The organism is Paenibacillus lentus, assembly GCF_003931855.1.
Taxonomy (GTDB): domain Bacteria; phylum Bacillota; class Bacilli; order Paenibacillales; family Paenibacillaceae; genus Fontibacillus; species Fontibacillus lentus.
The window spans coordinates 4909263-4927057 of the sequence record NZ_CP034248.1; the positions used below are offsets into that span (position 1 = coordinate 4909263).

General features: G+C 43.5%; 15 protein-coding genes and 1 pseudogene. 4 read left to right on the top strand and 12 right to left on the bottom strand.

Annotation, left to right across the window (positions count from 1 at the left end; all coding sequences use genetic code 11):
• The first annotated feature begins 70 nt into the window (after window positions 1-70).
• Window positions 71-754, top strand: coding sequence for a deoxyribonuclease V (gene nfi, locus EIM92_RS22100; protein ID WP_125084692.1), 684 nt, complete (start codon window positions 71-73; stop codon window positions 752-754).
• A 478-nt stretch (window positions 755-1232) separates the two neighbouring features.
• Here the strand turns inward: nfi and EIM92_RS22105 are convergent, their stop codons facing one another.
• Entirely contained in the window at window positions 1233-1451 is a 219-nt protein-coding gene (locus tag EIM92_RS22105; RefSeq protein WP_125084693.1) for a helix-turn-helix domain-containing protein, read from the bottom strand.
• A 494-nt stretch (window positions 1452-1945) separates the two neighbouring features.
• Here EIM92_RS22105 and EIM92_RS22115 point away from each other — a divergent pair, with 494 nt between their 5' ends.
• Complete coding sequence (locus tag EIM92_RS22115) at window positions 1946-2392, top strand: DUF4352 domain-containing protein (protein ID WP_125084694.1); 447 nt, start codon at window positions 1946-1948, stop codon at window positions 2390-2392.
• Between the two features lie 36 nt (window positions 2393-2428).
• Here the strand turns inward: EIM92_RS22115 and EIM92_RS22120 are convergent, their stop codons facing one another.
• The 3 genes from EIM92_RS22120 to EIM92_RS22130 form a co-directional block, all read right to left on the bottom strand.
• Window positions 2429-3106 (bottom strand): DUF1266 domain-containing protein, encoded by a 678-nt coding sequence (locus tag EIM92_RS22120; protein WP_125084695.1) that lies wholly within the window; start codon window positions 3104-3106, stop codon window positions 2429-2431.
• A gap of 15 nt (window positions 3107-3121) precedes the next feature.
• A complete protein-coding gene (locus tag EIM92_RS22125; RefSeq protein ID WP_164515179.1) occupies window positions 3122-4468 on the bottom strand; it encodes a J domain-containing protein in 1347 nt (448 codons plus the stop codon).
• A 252-nt stretch (window positions 4469-4720) separates the two neighbouring features.
• Window positions 4721-6478 carry an MFS transporter gene (locus tag EIM92_RS22130; protein WP_281279644.1) on the bottom strand — a complete coding sequence of 586 codons (1758 nt, stop codon included), beginning with the start codon at window positions 6476-6478 and terminating at the stop codon, window positions 4721-4723.
• Between the two features lie 109 nt (window positions 6479-6587).
• Here EIM92_RS22130 and EIM92_RS22135 point away from each other — a divergent pair, with 109 nt between their 5' ends.
• A complete protein-coding gene (locus EIM92_RS22135; protein ID WP_125084698.1) occupies window positions 6588-7079 on the top strand; it encodes a pyridoxamine 5'-phosphate oxidase family protein in 492 nt (163 codons plus the stop codon).
• 224 nt (window positions 7080-7303) lie between these two features.
• Here the strand turns inward: EIM92_RS22135 and EIM92_RS22140 are convergent, their stop codons facing one another.
• The 5 genes from EIM92_RS22140 to EIM92_RS22160 form a co-directional block, all read right to left on the bottom strand.
• Window positions 7304-8275 (bottom strand): helix-turn-helix transcriptional regulator, encoded by a 972-nt coding sequence (locus EIM92_RS22140; protein WP_125084699.1) that lies wholly within the window; start codon window positions 8273-8275, stop codon window positions 7304-7306.
• A 69-nt stretch (window positions 8276-8344) separates the two neighbouring features.
• Window positions 8345-9769 (bottom strand): VanZ family protein, encoded by a 1425-nt coding sequence (locus EIM92_RS22145; RefSeq protein WP_125084700.1) that lies wholly within the window; start codon window positions 9767-9769, stop codon window positions 8345-8347.
• A gap of 232 nt (window positions 9770-10001) precedes the next feature.
• Entirely contained in the window at window positions 10002-10745 is a 744-nt protein-coding gene (locus tag EIM92_RS22150; RefSeq protein WP_125085319.1) for a spermidine synthase, read from the bottom strand.
• 267 nt (window positions 10746-11012) lie between these two features.
• The gene (locus EIM92_RS22155) at window positions 11013-11513 is read right to left on the bottom strand and encodes a hypothetical protein (RefSeq protein ID WP_125084701.1); all 501 of its coding nucleotides are present in this window, start codon (window positions 11511-11513) and stop codon (window positions 11013-11015) included.
• Between the two features lie 392 nt (window positions 11514-11905).
• Window positions 11906-12184, bottom strand: a complete 279-nt coding sequence (locus EIM92_RS22160; protein ID WP_125084702.1) for a DUF6809 family protein — start codon at window positions 12182-12184, stop codon at window positions 11906-11908.
• Between the two features lie 402 nt (window positions 12185-12586).
• Between EIM92_RS22160 and EIM92_RS22165 the strand changes: the two genes are divergently transcribed.
• Window positions 12587-12790 (top strand): helix-turn-helix domain-containing protein, encoded by a 204-nt coding sequence (locus EIM92_RS22165; RefSeq protein ID WP_125084703.1) that lies wholly within the window; start codon window positions 12587-12589, stop codon window positions 12788-12790.
• Window positions 12791-13189: 399 nt separating this feature from the next.
• Here EIM92_RS22165 and EIM92_RS22170 read toward each other — a convergent pair.
• The 3 genes and pseudogenes from EIM92_RS22170 to EIM92_RS22185 form a co-directional block, all read right to left on the bottom strand.
• Window positions 13190-14390, bottom strand: a pseudogene (locus EIM92_RS22170) (IS256 family transposase).
• Window positions 14391-14974: 584 nt separating this feature from the next.
• Window positions 14975-15997, bottom strand: coding sequence for an ADP-ribosylglycohydrolase family protein (locus EIM92_RS22180; protein WP_125084704.1), 1023 nt, complete (start codon window positions 15995-15997; stop codon window positions 14975-14977).
• A gap of 414 nt (window positions 15998-16411) precedes the next feature.
• Window positions 16412-17707 carry an IS110 family RNA-guided transposase gene (locus EIM92_RS22185; RefSeq protein WP_125084705.1) on the bottom strand — a complete coding sequence of 432 codons (1296 nt, stop codon included), beginning with the start codon at window positions 17705-17707 and terminating at the stop codon, window positions 16412-16414.
• Window positions 17708-17795 lie beyond the last annotated feature (88 nt).

Genomic DNA, 17795 nt, shown 5'->3' on the forward strand with positions numbered 1-17795 from the left:
GATAGGAATTCGCAGGGACTAGCGATTCAGTTATAATGGATTTATAGATACATTGGCATGGAGGCTCAAGATGGAACCCAAGGTAAAGCATTCGTGGAAGTTGACCGAAGAAGAAGCCGCTCAATTGCAGCTGGAGCTGGCTAAGCAAGTTGTAACGGAAGATCATTTGGATGAGGTCAATTATATAGCCGGCGTAGACGTAGCTTATAGCAAGCATAGCGACAAACTATTCGCAGCCGTCGTCGTTTTAGAAGCGGAATCGCTGAATGTGGTGGACTCTGCCGTGGTGGAGGATAACGTCCACTTCCCATATATCCCCGGACTGTTCTCGTTCAGGGAGCTGCCGCCCGTCATTAAGGCATTTCAGCAGATTAAGGTGCCGCCTCAACTGATCGTTTGCGATGGGCAAGGGCTGGCCCACCCGCGGCGATTTGGCCTGGCGAGCCACTTGGGCGTGCTCTTGGACCTTCCCACTATCGGTTGTGGCAAGACAAGATTACTAGGGGAATTCGAGGAACCCGGCACGGTTAGAGGGTCTATGTCTCCATTAGTTGATCAGGGCAAAGTCATTGGCAACGTACTAAGAACGCAGGATGGAATCAAGCCGATCTTCGTCTCCGTAGGTCACAAGATCTCACTCAGGACAGCCTGTGACTGGATATTGAAGCTAGCTCCGCATTACCGCCTCCCGGAGACGACCCGCCAAGCGGATCAGCTTGTGAATCGGGTGCTGGGTGGAAGAAACCTTCCCTAATTAGTGATGATGACCCCTTTTAATTATACGTGTATGCTGAAAAACTACCTTGGATTCGATTATTACGTAATAGTCGAATCCAAGAGGCTAATCCTTTTCAACAACCGTAATTTCAAGCATCGTTCCCTGGATAATATTCGTAAATGCTTGATAGAAATCATCACCTAAACGAACAAGAAAATCATCGAACCCCCCCCCACCCCCACCCCCGACTGACTTATGTACCACGTCATATCCATAGAATCGATTTCACCCACTATTGCGAACGGCTGACCGCAGTATCTTTCATATCTTCGCGATACTACTTTAAAATACAGATCCAGCGGCTTGGATTGGACTGATGGATAGCGTTAAGTAACTTCCATGCCTTTTAGGATTCTCAAATTCAATGATTAAATCTCCAAACTCCTTTAGAAACTCTGTAGCTAATCAAAAACTGTATTCATTTATCATAGATATTTCTCCTAATTCAACCTTCTTAATCCCCTTCATCTATCAGCGTTATGATTTTTCGAATATCAGTAATTTGTAAAGCTTCGGCTATTTGCTCAATATGTCGAAAATTAATATTTTCACGTTTCCCATTAACCAATTCAGAGATGGCCGCCCGCCGAACATCGGATTGCAAGGACAATTCATTAATTGACATTCCTTTTTGTTTCAACAGGTCTCCTAATGTGATTTTTACTTTTTTCATCTTTATCCCCTTATTTTAGTTTGGTCCTATTGACTGTACCTATAAGCGTACGTTATAATCACTTTCAATGATGTACGCATAAACGTACACAAATACGTGATACTAAGCTTTTTTTGGAATGGATGAAAATACACTCCTATGCCGACCCGTATTTGTATTGTTTTAGGCCCTTATGACTCGAAGGATTTAGATTACTCTGTAGCTCATGGTTACTTGATTCGTGACCACTTATAAGAGACAAGTTGATTCAGATGAATGCTCTAGATTTTTTGATTACTGAATTCCGCAATTTGGTAAATGGCGACGTATTTTTAAGCGTTAATGAGACACTTTTATAGTATTAGTATATGTACACTCAAAAAAAGCTCATCCTTAATTCATTCAATTTAGAATAAACTGTTTTGGAATTGAGCTCACTCTTCATATGTTTCATATATTTCCCTCCTCATCTACATATGGTAAGCTATGACCTAGTACTATTGTCGGAGGTAATCATGAAGAAACTCAGTCTTCTATTTTCACTAGTCATTATGTTTGTTGCCGGCTGCAGTATCGATTCTTCGCAGTCTGAGGGAGCTAACGCGCCTATTTCCGTTGATGAAACAGTAACTGTAGGGGATTTGGATATTACTATCGAATCGTTCGAGAATCAGGGGAAATGGAATGGCGAGCGGAGCGTTACCATAAAGGTTAGCGCGACAATAACACATGACAAGGATACCGGACTACGGGCCGAGTACTTCTCTTTAGTCGATGCTGAAGGCACCCGCTATTATCCTGATTTATCCAAAAGTCAAATCTGGAACCCGCCGCTTTCCCCAGAACCGCATGGACAAATTCATTTCGAACTCCCTCGGGATACCCGTTCATTCGCCGTTGACATCACAAACAATCCTTTAAGCAAGAATGCCGAGTATTCAACGGTTACGTTGATAGATTGAGAGAAAAGCCCACCGCTAGTGCGGTGGGCTCCTGCCTTACAACTGTAGAGGCTGATCCCAATTGATTTTCCGATGTAATAAGGTACTGTAAGACAACAAATCCAACATTCCTGAAACACGGATATACGGATAGATTCCCGGTTTATCCGCATAATAGTGACTCCCGCACAAATAGGCTATATAGAATTCCTCCCAGCTCCTGTAAGTCTGCTGCAGCATGGCGGCCGCTTCCATCTTTATGTTCCAAGCCTCTTCCTTTGACAAAAAGCCCTTGACTACCCCCATCCGGCTCAGCATAATAGCCCAAGCCAAACCGTATGCACTCACATCTCCGGAAGGTATCTGATATAAACACTTAGCCACGACATCCCATTGGGCGTAGCTTTTCTCACTATTCTCCTCCTTTAAGGCTTCAAGATAATGTTGACGTGCCGTTTCGTTAAGTGCCAGCAAATGCATATGCCTTCTTCTATATTCCTTTCGACCTCCATCCTCGATCAACCAGTGGATTTTATCCTTTAAGCTCTCAGCATCTGTTATGCTCCAACGCTGTAGGGAACTGCGGATCACACTTTTGCGAACCAGCCTTTCAGCAAGGCCAAATTCATAGACCACATAATAGTTTTGCAGCATGTCTTGAAGACAACTTGCCGTAAGACATCGGAAATACTGTTCTATTTTTCTTCGCTTCCCAAAAGCATATCGCCTTGCCATGAATTAAACCTCCAATCAAGTAATAAACATTCTCGCTGTTCTTAAGGTCTTCCAAGCGCTTCTGCAAAGGATGATGGGCAATACAATCAAAAATACCGGGGGCAAGCCAAAGATAAAATAAACAAGCAAGAATAAAAATAGATAAAGCCAGCTTAATCTAAACATCAGCATGCCATAGCTCCACATCTGAGACTTTCTAACCCTCTTTTTATACTCCGCATGTCGCGGATTATGCTCTTGGTTGAACAAATGCCTATTTCTCATCCGCAGTAACATCAAATTATATTGAAAATGGTAGAACTTTTGCCAAATCGGTTCAGTTTCGCTGTATTTCTTCCAAGCTTGCTCAATACGCCCCAACTCAATTGCGGAGTTTCCATATATGCTCATAACATCCTGGTTTAATACTCCTTGCTCTTCCAACAGCTTACATTCCCCTATGGCCTCGTCATAGTGTTGTTCTTTATACAAAAAGTGCGCAAGTAACAGGCGAGCCTCATGCTCGTCCGGTTTTAGCTTAAGAACCTGCTGCAGACATAATTTTGCCTCCGAATGTTGCCCCAGTCTCAGATAGCATTTCGCTTGCAGAAGCTGCAGATCCGGGTCATGCTGGAACAGGTCATACGCCTCCGCCAGATCATCTCTGGCCGCCACCGGATTATCCTCCATAAGTAAAGTCTGAGCATCCTGCCTTAGCGTGAGATAGTGCTCAATATCGAAATTAAGCTGTCGCTCTTCAAAGCAGGCATACCCTAATTCCGCAGTACCCTGAATTTGTCCGATGATAAAGGCTATTTCTTCCTCATCATAGAGTTCAAATAGATCTTCTTTCTGTTCCAGCAAGTAAAAGGATTGGTTCAAGATATCCCATACTTTTCGCGGAAAATGCCGATGCTTTTCTAAAAAACGCAGCAACCCACTCAACCGCTCACGCTGATGATCCATGTCCCACATATAGTCGCTCGCCATTAATATTTTCCATTGCTCGGGATCAATCCGGCGGGGAAAATCGTCATACAACTCCTCCATTTGCTCAAAAAACACCTGAGCCGGATGACGTTTCAATGGGGAGGATTCAGAATCAGCGGCTTGCCAAGACGACTGCAGCACTGAAATCTCGTCATCGGGATCGTCTATATCGTATGTATCGCAGTGCCATTCATCCTCGTCCATACCGCAACTGGTTGCTTCAGCTTGCAGCGCTTTAGCTCGTTTTTTCGCCCATTCATAGGCCTCTCTCAAACGCTGGTAGCCCTCGGGATCCTCCTCCGGATGATAAACCTGCAATTGACTTGCATAAGCCTTCTTAATAACCGATTCGTCCGCCGTAGGGTCAATTCCTAGTAAACTCCAATATGTCATTACTCTCTCGGCCATCCTTTTTTAATAATTATGTATCAAGCATTATATTATATAGATTAAGCAATACATAGCAATACATTGGCAGTACAATTCATCGTTCAAAATACGTTTAACTGTTGTCTTAAAAGCTTATCTAGCCCTTTAGGCACAAAAAAGAGCCTGAGAGGAATCATCCTTCAAGGCTCCAAAAGGTAGTAAAATTTTGTTGTACTTCGCTGCTTAATTGCTCTGCCCCTAGCATCATCTTATGAGCTATTCAATGCGTGATACCGCAGAAGCTTTACCTCTTAACGGCACCAGGATTAAAGAAGCCACAATGATTAGTACACCTAATACAGCCGCTGACCAGTATAAACCGCCGTAGCCATTCTCTGCAGCCATCCTTGTAATTTCAGATACACTGTTTAAGATTACTTCTTTTAAGGCAGGATCTTGGATCGAGCCGACAATTTCATTCATCTGATTTGCATCGATTGCACCAGAGCCCGCAGCCATCTGTTGACCAATTTGCGCTAGCTCGCCAAGTGCCTCCTTCGACAAATCAGCCCTTGCAATATTGTCTTGTAACACATTCTGAAAGTCACTCTGAAAAAGATTACCCATATTGTTAAAGCCACGTGCAATGAAGCCTGCATAAATGGTTGGTGCTATGGTCATACCTATCTGGCGTAGTAGGGATAAAGAAGCTAGCGCAGTACCTTTATTCGATTGTAGACCTTCTGTCGCTAAAATATTTAATGGCGCGCCTAAAATAACACCAATCCCCACACCTGCGATCATACTCGAAACCACGAATTGCCATTTTAATTCAATCCATAATGGGAATAAGGCAAACCCGATGGCGGCAATTAGCCCCGATATAATAACGGTAAACACAGGGCCGCGCTTCGTGACCAGTGTACCGCCCAAGCCTGCGCCAACCCCTGCTGCTAATGCGAGCGGGGTCATCCAGTAGCCCGACTTTTCAGCCATGATCCCCAGCACATTTTCGGTGAAGGCGGGGATAAAAATCATCGCTGCTAAAATGCCGCCTGATAAAGCGCCAATCAAAAGCACCATTAAAAAGCGAGGCTGTCTAATCAAGTATATCGGTAAAATCGGGTCGCCATTCTCCTTTTTCTCCAATACCGACTCATACAGCATCAACACGATAAACAATACGATCCCCGCACCAATAAAGCCTGATACTTCAAGCTGCTTAAAGCTGGCCCAGAAATTAATGTCAATATTGGTTAAGCCGTACATTAGGGATAACACGGCAAAAGACAAAATAATGGTACCGATTAAATCTAACCGCCCTGGACTTGGATCCGAGGATTCCTCTAGCCTCATAAAGGCCAGAATAAACAAAACAATAGCAATCGGCACGTTGATTAAGAATAAAATATGCCAATTCCCCGTTAAGTCGAGTAAGAAAGAACCAACGTTTGGCCCTAATACAGCGGCAACCCCGTTCATCGCCCCTAAGAGCCCCAAATATTTCGCCTGCTTGCCCGGTTCAACAGTACTTAATATATGTGAATTCCCGATAATAAAAATACCGCCGCCGCCAAGCGCTTGAATGAAACGAGCAGCTAAATAAAAGCCAAATGAAGGACTAAGCGCTACCAATAAAGAACCGATACCGAACAAGGCGATTTCAATAATAAATAGCTTCCTTCTTCCATACCTATCGGAAAGTTTACCAACAATCGGTAAGCTAATCGCTAAGCCAAGGGTATAGATGGTTATGCCCCAGGCACCCCAGTTATCAGTCACATCATAGTGACGATTAATGGTTGTAAGCGCTGAACTAATAATCCCATTATCAAGCTGCGCCATAAATACGCCGATTGAGAATAAGAGCAAAGCCCAAAAGTGAGAGGTTTTTTTAGCCAACAAGTTTCCCTCCTTTTTTACACCTTCCAATAATACACCTTTGCAGCGGTTGTTTTCAATTTCTCTTGCAACCATTATAAGAGGGTGAGGCCACTTTATTCTTTTATGTTCATAAAACACCGGAAATACCATAGGTAGCCCCTTAACAAGTGGCTTTGTAAAATACCAGCAAAGTACTACTTTTTTTCAGATTAGGGAAAGGTAACAGAATAAAACATAAAATTTTTGAAGGGATGAAAACATGACGACATCTGTTACCGACAATCAAGAAGCGATCAAAACCGTCCATGAATTAATCAAAGGGATCGAAACCGCGATGCTAACGACTGTTTCCGAAGAGGGACTCGTATCTCGGCCCATGAAAACCCAGGACGTCGAGTTTGACGGAACGCTTTGGTTCCTGACAAAAAAGGATAGCGGCAAATTTCATGAGCTGCTTCATAATCAACATGTGAACGTAGCCTATGTAGGAAAATCCTTTGTCTCTATCCGCGGTAATGCTGAATTGGTGGAGGATCAGGAGAAATTGCAACAATTTTGGAATCCCATGTACGAGGAACTGCTTGAAACCACTTCTGACGACCCTAATCTGGTTCTCATCAAGGTAAATGCGGAAACTGCGGAGTACTGGGATTCGGGCAACAAATTTAAAATGGTTAAATTCCTGCTCCGCAGAATGTTAGGCAAGAATACCGAGGGAACGGATATGAATCAGATTGTGAATATGACTTGAGACCATGTTCTAAGGCAAGGTTCTCCGGCTGTCTGTCGCGCGAAGCTCCCAGCGCCGTCTGTACGGCAGGTTGCCATAAATCGGGCCACCAAAATGGTGGCCTAACATATGAACCCGCCCTTATGGCTATAAGCTAAGCCGTTGTAAAACGGTCGCATCCCATAAGTGGCGAAGTGCGAAGTCACTTGCCTGCCAGAATTACTGCCGACTTTCTGAGTTCAAGTTCAGTCGGTATTGTTATCGTAATGTTTTGCGATTCCATACGCCATTTCCCGGATCTTGCATTTCAGCTCAATCGGTTCCCGAACCCGAATAGCCGTGCCAAAAGTTATCAGATACATCGGAAGGTACTTGTTCATTGTTGGGACATCAAGCAGAAACCGGGCCTCTCGATCGCTCCGTTCATTCAAATAGTGGCGCAGATGCCAGTGGGCGCAAATCGCGTTCAGCGCGTCGGATTCTCCCTCAATGCAAATGACCGTCAACGGTCCGTCCGCCTCCCGTTCTCGCTCGGACTGGTCGCGGAGGTAAGTCGACGCAGAAAAATGCAGAGGCTGATCAAATCGCAATTCGGTCTGCTCCAGCCATTCGATTCGATCAACACGGAACGTCCGAACCCCCTGAGACCGATGGCAGAATGCGACAGCGTACCATTCATTCCGGTCATAAGCTAACCCGTACGGATCAAGCTCACGTTCGTAAGCTTGATCCGCATTCGCTTTACGATAGGCGATGCGGACCGTTCTCCCCTCCTTCGCCGCCTGCTCTAGATCCCTGAGCAACCGAGTGGCGGAAGGCGGACGCGCTGGAACAATCACATCCAAGCCGCTTGTCTGACGGGACAAATCATCGCGCTGTTCATCATGCAGCCCGTTTTCGACCTTCTTCAATACGCTTTGTAACTCCTCCGTATATGGATAACCTGCGCCTTGCGCAAATTTAAATGCGTCCACAAGCGCCTTCAGCTCTAAAGAGTTGAAGAACAATGGCGTCTCCTTAAAGCTGTCCAGAATGCGAATCCCGCCATCATGGCCCGATTCTGCGATTACCGGTACACCGCTGGCACATAATGCATCGATATATCGATACACGGTGCGAACGCTGATCTCTAAACTGTCCGCGATCTGCGCAGCGGTGAGCTTTCTACCGGAGCGCAGCATCCAGAGCATGGACAGCATGTTATCCCATTTTGCCATCGCAATCCCCCTCTTTTCCTTCCTCAAATTAAGGGAACTAAATACAAATCAGATCGAGTGACCCATGTTTCATTTCACTGCTGGAATCAATGTGGACCAAGACGATCCATTCACCGTTCCTGTGAACCGATAAACGGGCTGATAATACCCTTTTGAATCGTAGGTATAGGTTAGTTCATATTCGTCCACATTCAGTTGGTCGCCATTTTCCAAGTCATTGTAAACATAAAAATTACCCTTGGCAACCTCCATATAGGCTTGAGCCGGACTAATAATTTCAATTTTACTTACAAACTTGTTCTCTTGCATGGAGTAAAATAAGCTATGTGGAATTTGATGTTCTCCGGAGGGTACAATCATTACCATTCCACTTGCGTAATCGCGATTTCCTCGAGCGATGTCTGCGATGGACTGCTCAATATCCCAACGGATCGTATCTTCATTTTGTGTGCTGAATACAGCATTTGGGGGTAATATGCCGCTGGAAAGCATCAAGCTTTCATAATACTCTCCATGCCTGAATAATTCCTCCTGCTCCATCGGGCCGCTTCCGTCACCTTCGGTTGATAGCGACCATCCGCCATCCCTGACAGCGTAATTAAACGTATATTCCTTTCCGTCATCGCTAACAAGTATCCATATGCGGTTAAATCCATCCATGCGCATACCACCCTGCTGCTGTAGATCAAAAGTGCGCTTTGTCAGCTCTGCCATCTCTTTTCCATATTTAAGATTATGGATTCGACGGTTGGAATAAAGAGATACCGGTTCGGCCTCGGTTGGTAAATCAGCGTTAAGCGTTACTTTAACATCACTCATGTCTTGCGCAATTGCCGGACGAATGGACAGGTTGCCAAGCTCTTTCATATTGTAGACAAACAAAGCTCCGGCAAAAAGAAGGGCAAAAAATAGCGGTATACTGAGCGCCTTCCATGCGGAACTGACCGCGATCTTTCGTTGTTCAACGATGTCTAGGATTGCGCTCATCACGAAAAATCCCGCCATACTTCCAAGTGTGTTGTGTAAAATATCGTCCAGTTCAAAAATACCCCTGCGGCTCAACATCTGAATACACTCAATCCCCAGCGTAATCAGAAGCGACAGAAGCAGAACGGGAACAAAGCGGCGCGTTGTTTTGTTAAGAAGCGGTAGCAGGAAGCCGAGCGGAGCGAACATCAGCATGTTAAAAATAATCAACTGCCATTCCTGTAACGACCATTGATTCCATGCATTCACATAACCGCTGAAGAGCCGGAAATTAACCCATCCCTCATAATTAGCGCCCCTGCTGAATGTCGTTAATACCATAACCACAACACACCAAGCCAGAATCAGGAAGATTGCGATAACCTGCCTGGCGGTTACATTTCTTCTCCCACCTCTCTTTCGATATAAGGCGTAGGATAAATACGAGACCCCGATGAACACCAATGCTGTGATCAGCGCCGTCGGCAAAATCGGCAACAGTCTGTCGATGATTCCTTGTAAATCCATGGATAAACCCTCCAAATTACGACTTGGTTAATGAAGCTGACATTTCTACAACGAAATACTGCACCCTTTATTTCACCCGAATCGTAAATTTATAAGCGAAAAATGAGGATACACGCAAAAAAGAGCCTCAGATTAATCATCTGGTTAGGCTCCTAAGCTAATAAAATAACGTTGCATCTTCTTTATTTTTATTTGTTACTCATTGCAATCCAGTACCCCAGCATAATCGCCATTAACTATGGTCATAGATCATATAGCCCTGCCCTGCCTCGAACTCGATAAATCCTGCCATATGCCGGGTTTGATACTGGATGTTTTGTTTGCTACCCATCATAATAATATTACGAAGATCCCTATCCCCTTCAACGGGTAAGGCAAAACACTTGGTATAAGGAAACACTTCACTAAGCGTGCTATGTATCGCATTCATCCATGAATCCTGCTCGCCTCTGCCCATAAGATTCATGATTAGTGAACCGGGGTGCTCCAGCTTGCTAGCCGCCATGTGAAAAAACTCGCTGGATAGTAGATGGGTAGGCGTGCCCTTAGCCGAAAATGCATCCAAGACCACATAATCATAGACATGCGGCGGCTCGTTCTCCAATAGCTCCCGACCATCGCCTACTCTCACATTATCTTTGGAATATCCAAACCACTCCCGGCTAATATCTACGACCGCTTGATCTAACTCCGCCACATCAAACGTTTTATCCGCAAAATGTCTAGAGAGTGTCCCAATCCCATGTCCAATTAAAAATACGCGTTCAAATGAGGCTTGGTTATATTCCATCAGATGACAGATGGCCCGGGGGTATTCCAGCACGACTCGCTCCGGATTAGCCATATCCATGGCTCCTTGTACCGCTTCCTCCGAAAACTGCAGCACGCGAAAAGTTCCCTTCTCTCCATCCAGTTCCACAGCTTCATATACGGCAACCTCGTGACCTTGGCTAAAGGTCTTATACAACAGTTTCAAGTGCTCTGATTCCCTTCTATGTTGAATTGAAATGCTATTAGTGGTCTTCATTACAGCTATATCACTGTTACTGCTCCCTTGCAATATCCATTCGAGTGTAGTCATAGTAATGGCGCTCCGTCTTTGTTCCCAAGCTCAGTAATTCAACGCTAAGCGAGAAGGGGAAAATAATGGGGCAAATCTATTCAGACGAAACTAAACAACCAGTCACCGTTAGTATTTCGGCAACTGGCTGTTTAAATCAAGGGGGTTAAATTTCTCTTATTCCTATTCAAAAAATTCATCATCTTCAAACAAACCTTTTTGTGGAGTTACTTCTAATCCCTGTTGTGGCTCTAATTGCATGATTACCTTTCCTGATGTCTTTTTACCAACCCATTTAATTGCGCTATCCCCTTCAGGTATAGATAACACAATCTCCTGATCACCTTCCCCCTCCCAAAGTGTGTGGATCTCACTGCCCCCATTGACTTGAATTATTTTAAATTTATCTTGCTTTGCAGTTCCACTAATTGATATTTTCGTTGTTACATCAGAGGTAGTGTGTAAATGCCATACCGTATATAATCCCGAAAAACCCGAAAATTTGATATTTGCCTCTTTTTCGGTAACATTGCCTAACTTTCTTGCAAAACTGTAACTGTCTCCCGAGTCCATCATCCGAGCATCATCATAGAAAATATTTTCTTGCTCCATTGTTCTATTATCACATCCTCCAAGCCAAAGCATAAGCATAGCTAGGAGTAAGATCTTTATCCACTTATTCATACAAATTTATTTCTCCTTATCTAATTAAGTATCGATTACTCTGCAACATAAAATTTAGAATAAAATATAGATATTGGTGATAATTTCTGAAACTCGAAACACATTATATAATGGAATCATTTGTAAATATATCAAAAAAGTCACTCTTCGATTGAGGAACTCCCAGCTGGTCTCGTCATACTGGATGATAGACTCGTTTTCGCCCACGAGTTGAATCACAACGTACCCGGCGTAAGCTTTCAATATGCTTTAGACGAGTCTTAGTTTCAATCCAGTGGCAGCAACTTCCACAATAAAAAAGCTTGTTCCCCCCTCCTACATTTAGGTAGAAACAAGCCTTTAGTAATTACAGTTTTTTCTAGTGCACATTATCGAATGGAACAATTTAATAACTAATATTCATTCCGTGCCGCATATACTTCTGTCATCATTAGTGCACCAAGCTGGAATCCATGAATAAAAGAAACTTCAGCATATATTGAAGAAGACCTGCTTCGCAGATCAAGTAATTCTTCAAGCTGACTAAATTCTGTTGCCGATAACTTCATCTCCCACGTTTTTATGACTTCGGATATTCTCCGATTTAATGCACGGTATTCGGGATCAGTTGGCACAATCGTTTCTACGGGGCGAACGTCTCCACAATACAACGCTTTTAAAATACTTCTCATTTCCCTCTTCCCTTCAATTGAATTACGACTTCTTGAAAGAAAAATTAGCACATGAAGCAGTTCACGGTAAAAAACATTTCTTTTAAAGAGCCATCCCATTTTCTTTTGTTATTCATCTTATTTCAGTCACTCTCGATAAGAAAACTCCTGCTTCAAAGTAGGTACGGGCCCCATGTCATACTTCCAGCTTAATTTTGATATTTCGTCCCACCCTTCATACAGATTTCAATTATCTTTCGAATTACTCGCAGTCTCTTTTTGGTGTAATTATTCATGATAGTCCCACCGACCGTTACGTTGTAACGTCACACAATTAATTATATGACGTTACAACGTAACAGTCAACGATTTTTTATTAATTCATGGTATATTGTTTTATATAGGGTTTTGGGAGGACTATTAATGAAAATCAAAATTAAGTTACAACAACTTCTAGATGAACGAGATATTTCTCAACGCCAGTTTGCCATTATGGTTAATATGCGTCCTGGAACAATAAATGCCCTTTGCAGAGGAACCACAGACAGAATTTATATCAGCACTTTAGAACAGATATGCACAGCATTAAATATACATATTCATGAATTAATTGATATGGAAGATTGAGCGTCTCTCCTATAAGATATACTGGGCCCGTTAAGGCTCTAAATATCTAAGCACATTCCCACTTGCCCTTGAGTAGGAATGTGCTTTTTTTGGGGATGCCAAAATCAAAAGGAGGAAGAACCAAGGGGCAAGTAAGGGAAGAGAACTGTAGAAATGCTCAGATCTATCAGAAAGTTACCATATGATGTACTTTAGGTTGCAAACACAAAAATGGCTCATCCCTAACTAAGTGGAATAAGCCTATAAACCATATTGTGAAAATGATTTTAAACGGGTAAATTTCCCTACAGTGTAGAATTGATTAGCTAAAACCAACGCTTTTTAATATACTTGTCGGGTCTGTCAAGAATTTTGTGTAAACGAATGTAGAGGGTGATGCTTAGAGGGGGACTCCGCCCCCTACCTCAAGTACTGACCCACGCGATCAGGGAAGAAAACCGAAAACTGTAGCAGCATTTGTCCCCAGTTCTGAACACGGCCCGTCCACTTCCGTACAACGTCCATTGTGGATAAGTACAGCATTTTAAGGAGAGCCTCGTCGCTCGGAAAGATGCTTTTGCCTTTCGTCACTTTGCGCAATTGACGGTGATAACTCTCGATCATGTTCGTGGTGTAGATCAACTTGCGAATTTCCGGCGGGTACTTGAAGAATGTAGCGAGCTCGCTCCAGTTGTTGCGCCAAGAACGGATGATCAGTGGATACTTTCTGCCCCACTCCTCCTCAAAGCGATCTAGCTCCACAAGCGCCGCTTCTTCGGTTGCTGCTTTGTAGATCGGCTTCAGATCGGCCGTCACCTTCTTCAAGTCCTTGTAGGACACGTAGCGCGTTGAATTACGGATTTGATCTCTGTAGCGGGATAACAAGCGCTTATCGCTTGCGAGAAACCGGTTAGATTATCGACACACGTAATGAGAATGTCTTGTACGCCGCGGTTTTTTAACTCGTTCAAGACATTGAGCCAGAACTTGGCCGACTCGTTTTCGCCAATCCACATGCCTAGGACGTCTTTGTTCCCGTCCAGATCGATGCCGATGACCATGTAAGCCGCCTTGTTGACAATAGCTCCGTCTTGCTTCACTTTGAAATGAATGGCTTCGAGAAAGACGACGGCATACCCACTCTGTAGCGGCCGATTTTGCCATTCCTTGACCATAGGGATAACCTTGTTTGTCACGTTCGAGATCAGTGTCAGGGAGACTTCGATGCCATACAACTGCTATAGATGATCTTGAATTTCACGCGTGCTGACGCCCTTCGCATAAAGCGCAATGATCTGTTCCTCAATGCCTGTGACATTGGACTGGTGCTTCTTCACCACAAGCGGTTCAAACTCGCCTAAACGATCACGGGGTACGAATATTTCTTGCTCACCATACTCACTGACGACAGTTTTCTTGCTTTTGCCATTACGGCTGTTTGACGTCGCTTTCGCCGTGATGTCGTGCTTGGCATAGCCCAGATGTGTTTCCATCTCCGCTTCGAGCATCTCCTGGATTGTTTCTGCAAACAGGTTCTTTAATGCGTTTTGAGCATCCTGTGCCGTTCCAGATTATTCTCTTTAATGAAGTCGCGTAACTGTTGTTTCGTCCAAAGTCCCATGTATTCTCCCAACCTTACACCATTAACTTCAATATCGGCTTGATATACACCGAACTCATTAGGTGGCTCAATATTACCGACGATTTTACCATACTATTTGGTATTCCTTCATAATAAAGGATATTATCATTTCCATTTTTGAGTATTTCACCATCAAAAATATGATTTAATCCATTTTCTTTAGTACCTTGCTTAAAGTTTTCAGTATTCTGTAAACTATCAAGCCACCTCTTTTTCTCTATAGCTTCAAACATTGGATTCTTGGATTCCCACGGGTTACCCTGTTTACTTGTCGTATCTTTTACTTCTGTCTACAGTAACTTAGCGTTTTCAAAAACTATGAGGAAGCGCGAACATAACAAGAAGCAGGTCAATCATGGTAGTATCTGACCATAACTAACCTGCTAAATGTAACGGCTTAACGTTAAAAAACTATAGTATTAATGTGCGTACAAACTTGTATTATTTATCATATAATTGTGGATTATTAAGAAACCACAACACGGGCGGCTAGCTTGATTGTAGCCGTTGTTGGTTGTGTTCAACGATTTTTCTTTTTCTTTATTTGTTGGCTCAGACTATTCTTAATGTCCGTATTCTTCCTCCACAGCTTTATCTCCACAAAAATGATAAAATTTTTCTAACAACTCATCAATATTTTCTTTTCGAGCTATCTTCGCAAGCCATTCTTCCGGGATTCCTTCCATTTTATAGTTCATTCCTGCTAAGGCCCCCGTGATAGCCGCAACCGTATCTGTATCCTCACCTAAATTCACTGCTTTTAAAACGGCCTCACGATATGAATTAGTACTCCCCAAACACCAAAGTGCGGCTTCTAAAGTATGCACCACATATCCACTTGAAAAAATCTCATCAGGAGGCAATAAAAAAAAGTTTTCATCGAATATTCTGGAGTAGTGCTGCAATTCTTTTCGGTAGATATGCTCATCTTCAAAATTTTCATCGAAAAGCTTTTTTATTTCCCATCTTGATTCTTCTGGAGAGTTATTGTAATAGAGCCTAATTAAAAACTCAATATAAATAATCGAACCAACTATAGAACGAGGGTGTGCATGAGTAATTTCTGTATATTTTTTTATTGTATGAACTTTTTCCATAAAATTAAAATTGTTAAACAGAATAAATACTAGGGGTGCAATTCTCATCAGAGCACCGTTACCATTGTCATATTGTTGTGTACCCCCACATTCTGAAGGAGCACTCCCTAATTTATACTTAGTAATCGCTTCACTAGTTGTCCTTCCAATATCAAACATTTGATTGTGTGGTGTCCAGTTACCTCTATCACGATATTGAACAAATTTTCTCATTAATCCTTCTTCGTCACTTTTTTCAATAATGTTTTCAATCAAGCATAACGTTAATGAAGTATCATCAGACCAAGTTCCCGGTGGTTGATTATACGTCCCATATCCAGTTACATCGCTGATTTGAAAAGTTCCTCTTTTTTGAAATTCAACTGGGACTCCGAGCATATCCCCGATGACAGCTCCGTACAACGTGGGAAGTACTCTCTTTTTTACAGCTAACCTCAGAAAAATTTCATTATCATCTTGCCATCGATCGATCATTCTTTTACCATTCATTTACTCCACCTACTCCCACTATAAATTAATATTTTCTCGCTCTTTCTCACATTTCCTTAGAATTTTAACATTGACTACCTCGAGAGGTGGATATAACGGGAAGTTTATTGAATTTATTTCCTTTCAGCAGTGTGCGGGAACAGAGATTGGAATGGATTTTCCAAAAAAAAGTGGTTTCCGTATGATCGCACCTTGGATATCCACAACACTTCCTTGATGGTTTACCCTCCCATGTCACACGGGGTCTATGCCCTTACATTCCTTCGTTCTACCTCTCAAGGGGTGGACGCCGTTTCTCGCTCCTTTACTGGGTCGTTGCCCTTATGGAATAGTTCCTGCGGCTGATCCGTGCTTCCATTGTCTCTGTATTGATCCTAAGCATATAGTGAGTCTATCGACCTGAACGTGATTGATTTAAGCAGCCAACTGAAGCTGAGCCCGGCGAACCGGTCCTAAGACATCAGCGGCATTGTATACGATTTTCCTTGTGCCTAACGTGTGTAAAATGCGAATCAGTTTTCCACAAAGCGCCACAATAGACTGTTTCTTTTTCAACGGATTGACCTGGCGCTGCGTATAATACTGATGCATCGCTTTAAACTCCGGGTTCTTTGCCACCATGGGCAACACGGCTCGGAAAAGTAGTGCTCGAAGACGTGATCGACCTCGTTTGCTGATCGTCGTTCGACCCTTTTTCTTTCCAGAACTGTTTTCTCGCAGGTTAAGTCCCGCGAGACGGATAATCTGTTGACCGTGGCTATACCGAGATAGGTCACCGGTTTCTGCTAGGAAGCCAGCAAGTGTCGTGATTCCTACACCCGGAATAGTGAGCATTTCCTGTGTGCCAGGAATCTGTTTGAGTAATAACTCCACTTGATTCATGATCTCTTCCAGTTGTTGTGTAAATAAGGCGTACTGTTGCACCCAAGTGTGTAACTCTAACTTAGCAGCAGTGGTACCTTCTGTGAGTCCAATAGATTCAGAGGCAGCTTCCACAAGCTTTTCAGCTCGCTTTATCCCTACGGCTCGCTGTACGTCTTGCTTCCATCGCCCGAGGATCGCAGTGGCGCCAAGGGCTACGATCTCTTGCGGCAATGGAAACTCAGTCAACGTGACGAGCGCGGCTTTGCCCTCCCAGCTCTTAAAGACGTTGTTAAACTCCGGGAAAAACCGATCGAGCCAGTTTTGAATCCGTCTTTGGACTTGCCCCAAACTGACCATCGTTTTCTCACGCATATTCATGAGAATTCTCAAATCTGCGTAAACGCTAGTCGGTAGTTGGGGTTCGGTATAGTGACCGTTACGGACAAGATCCGCAATCACTTTGGCATCCTTGTAGTCATTTTTAGTCTGGGAGTTATCCTCCAGTTCCTTGCTCTTATGCACATGATGAGGATTCACGACCACGATACGAATGCCCTTGTCTTGCAAGAACTCAGCCAGGGGAAACCAGTAGTGTCCGGTGGGCTCAATGCCAAACACAATATCTGTTTTGGCGTACTGCCTCTGCAATGCCTTCATCCACGATACGAGTTTCGAGAGTCCCTTACGGCTGTTTTCAAATACACAGTCTTTGCCAAGCTCGATTCCGCGAAAATCGATCGCTCTGGCAACATGGGTGTCCTTTGCAATATCTGCACCGACAACCAAAGTTTGATCTGTAATGTCCAAAATGCGTTGATTCTGTTTCTCTTTTAGCTTATACTTCATTTGAGCGTCCTCCTTCTAATTAGGGCAGTGAATGGTTCGCATTCCAAGACCCAGCATACAGGAGGCGCTTTTTTTGTTCAAATCTCAT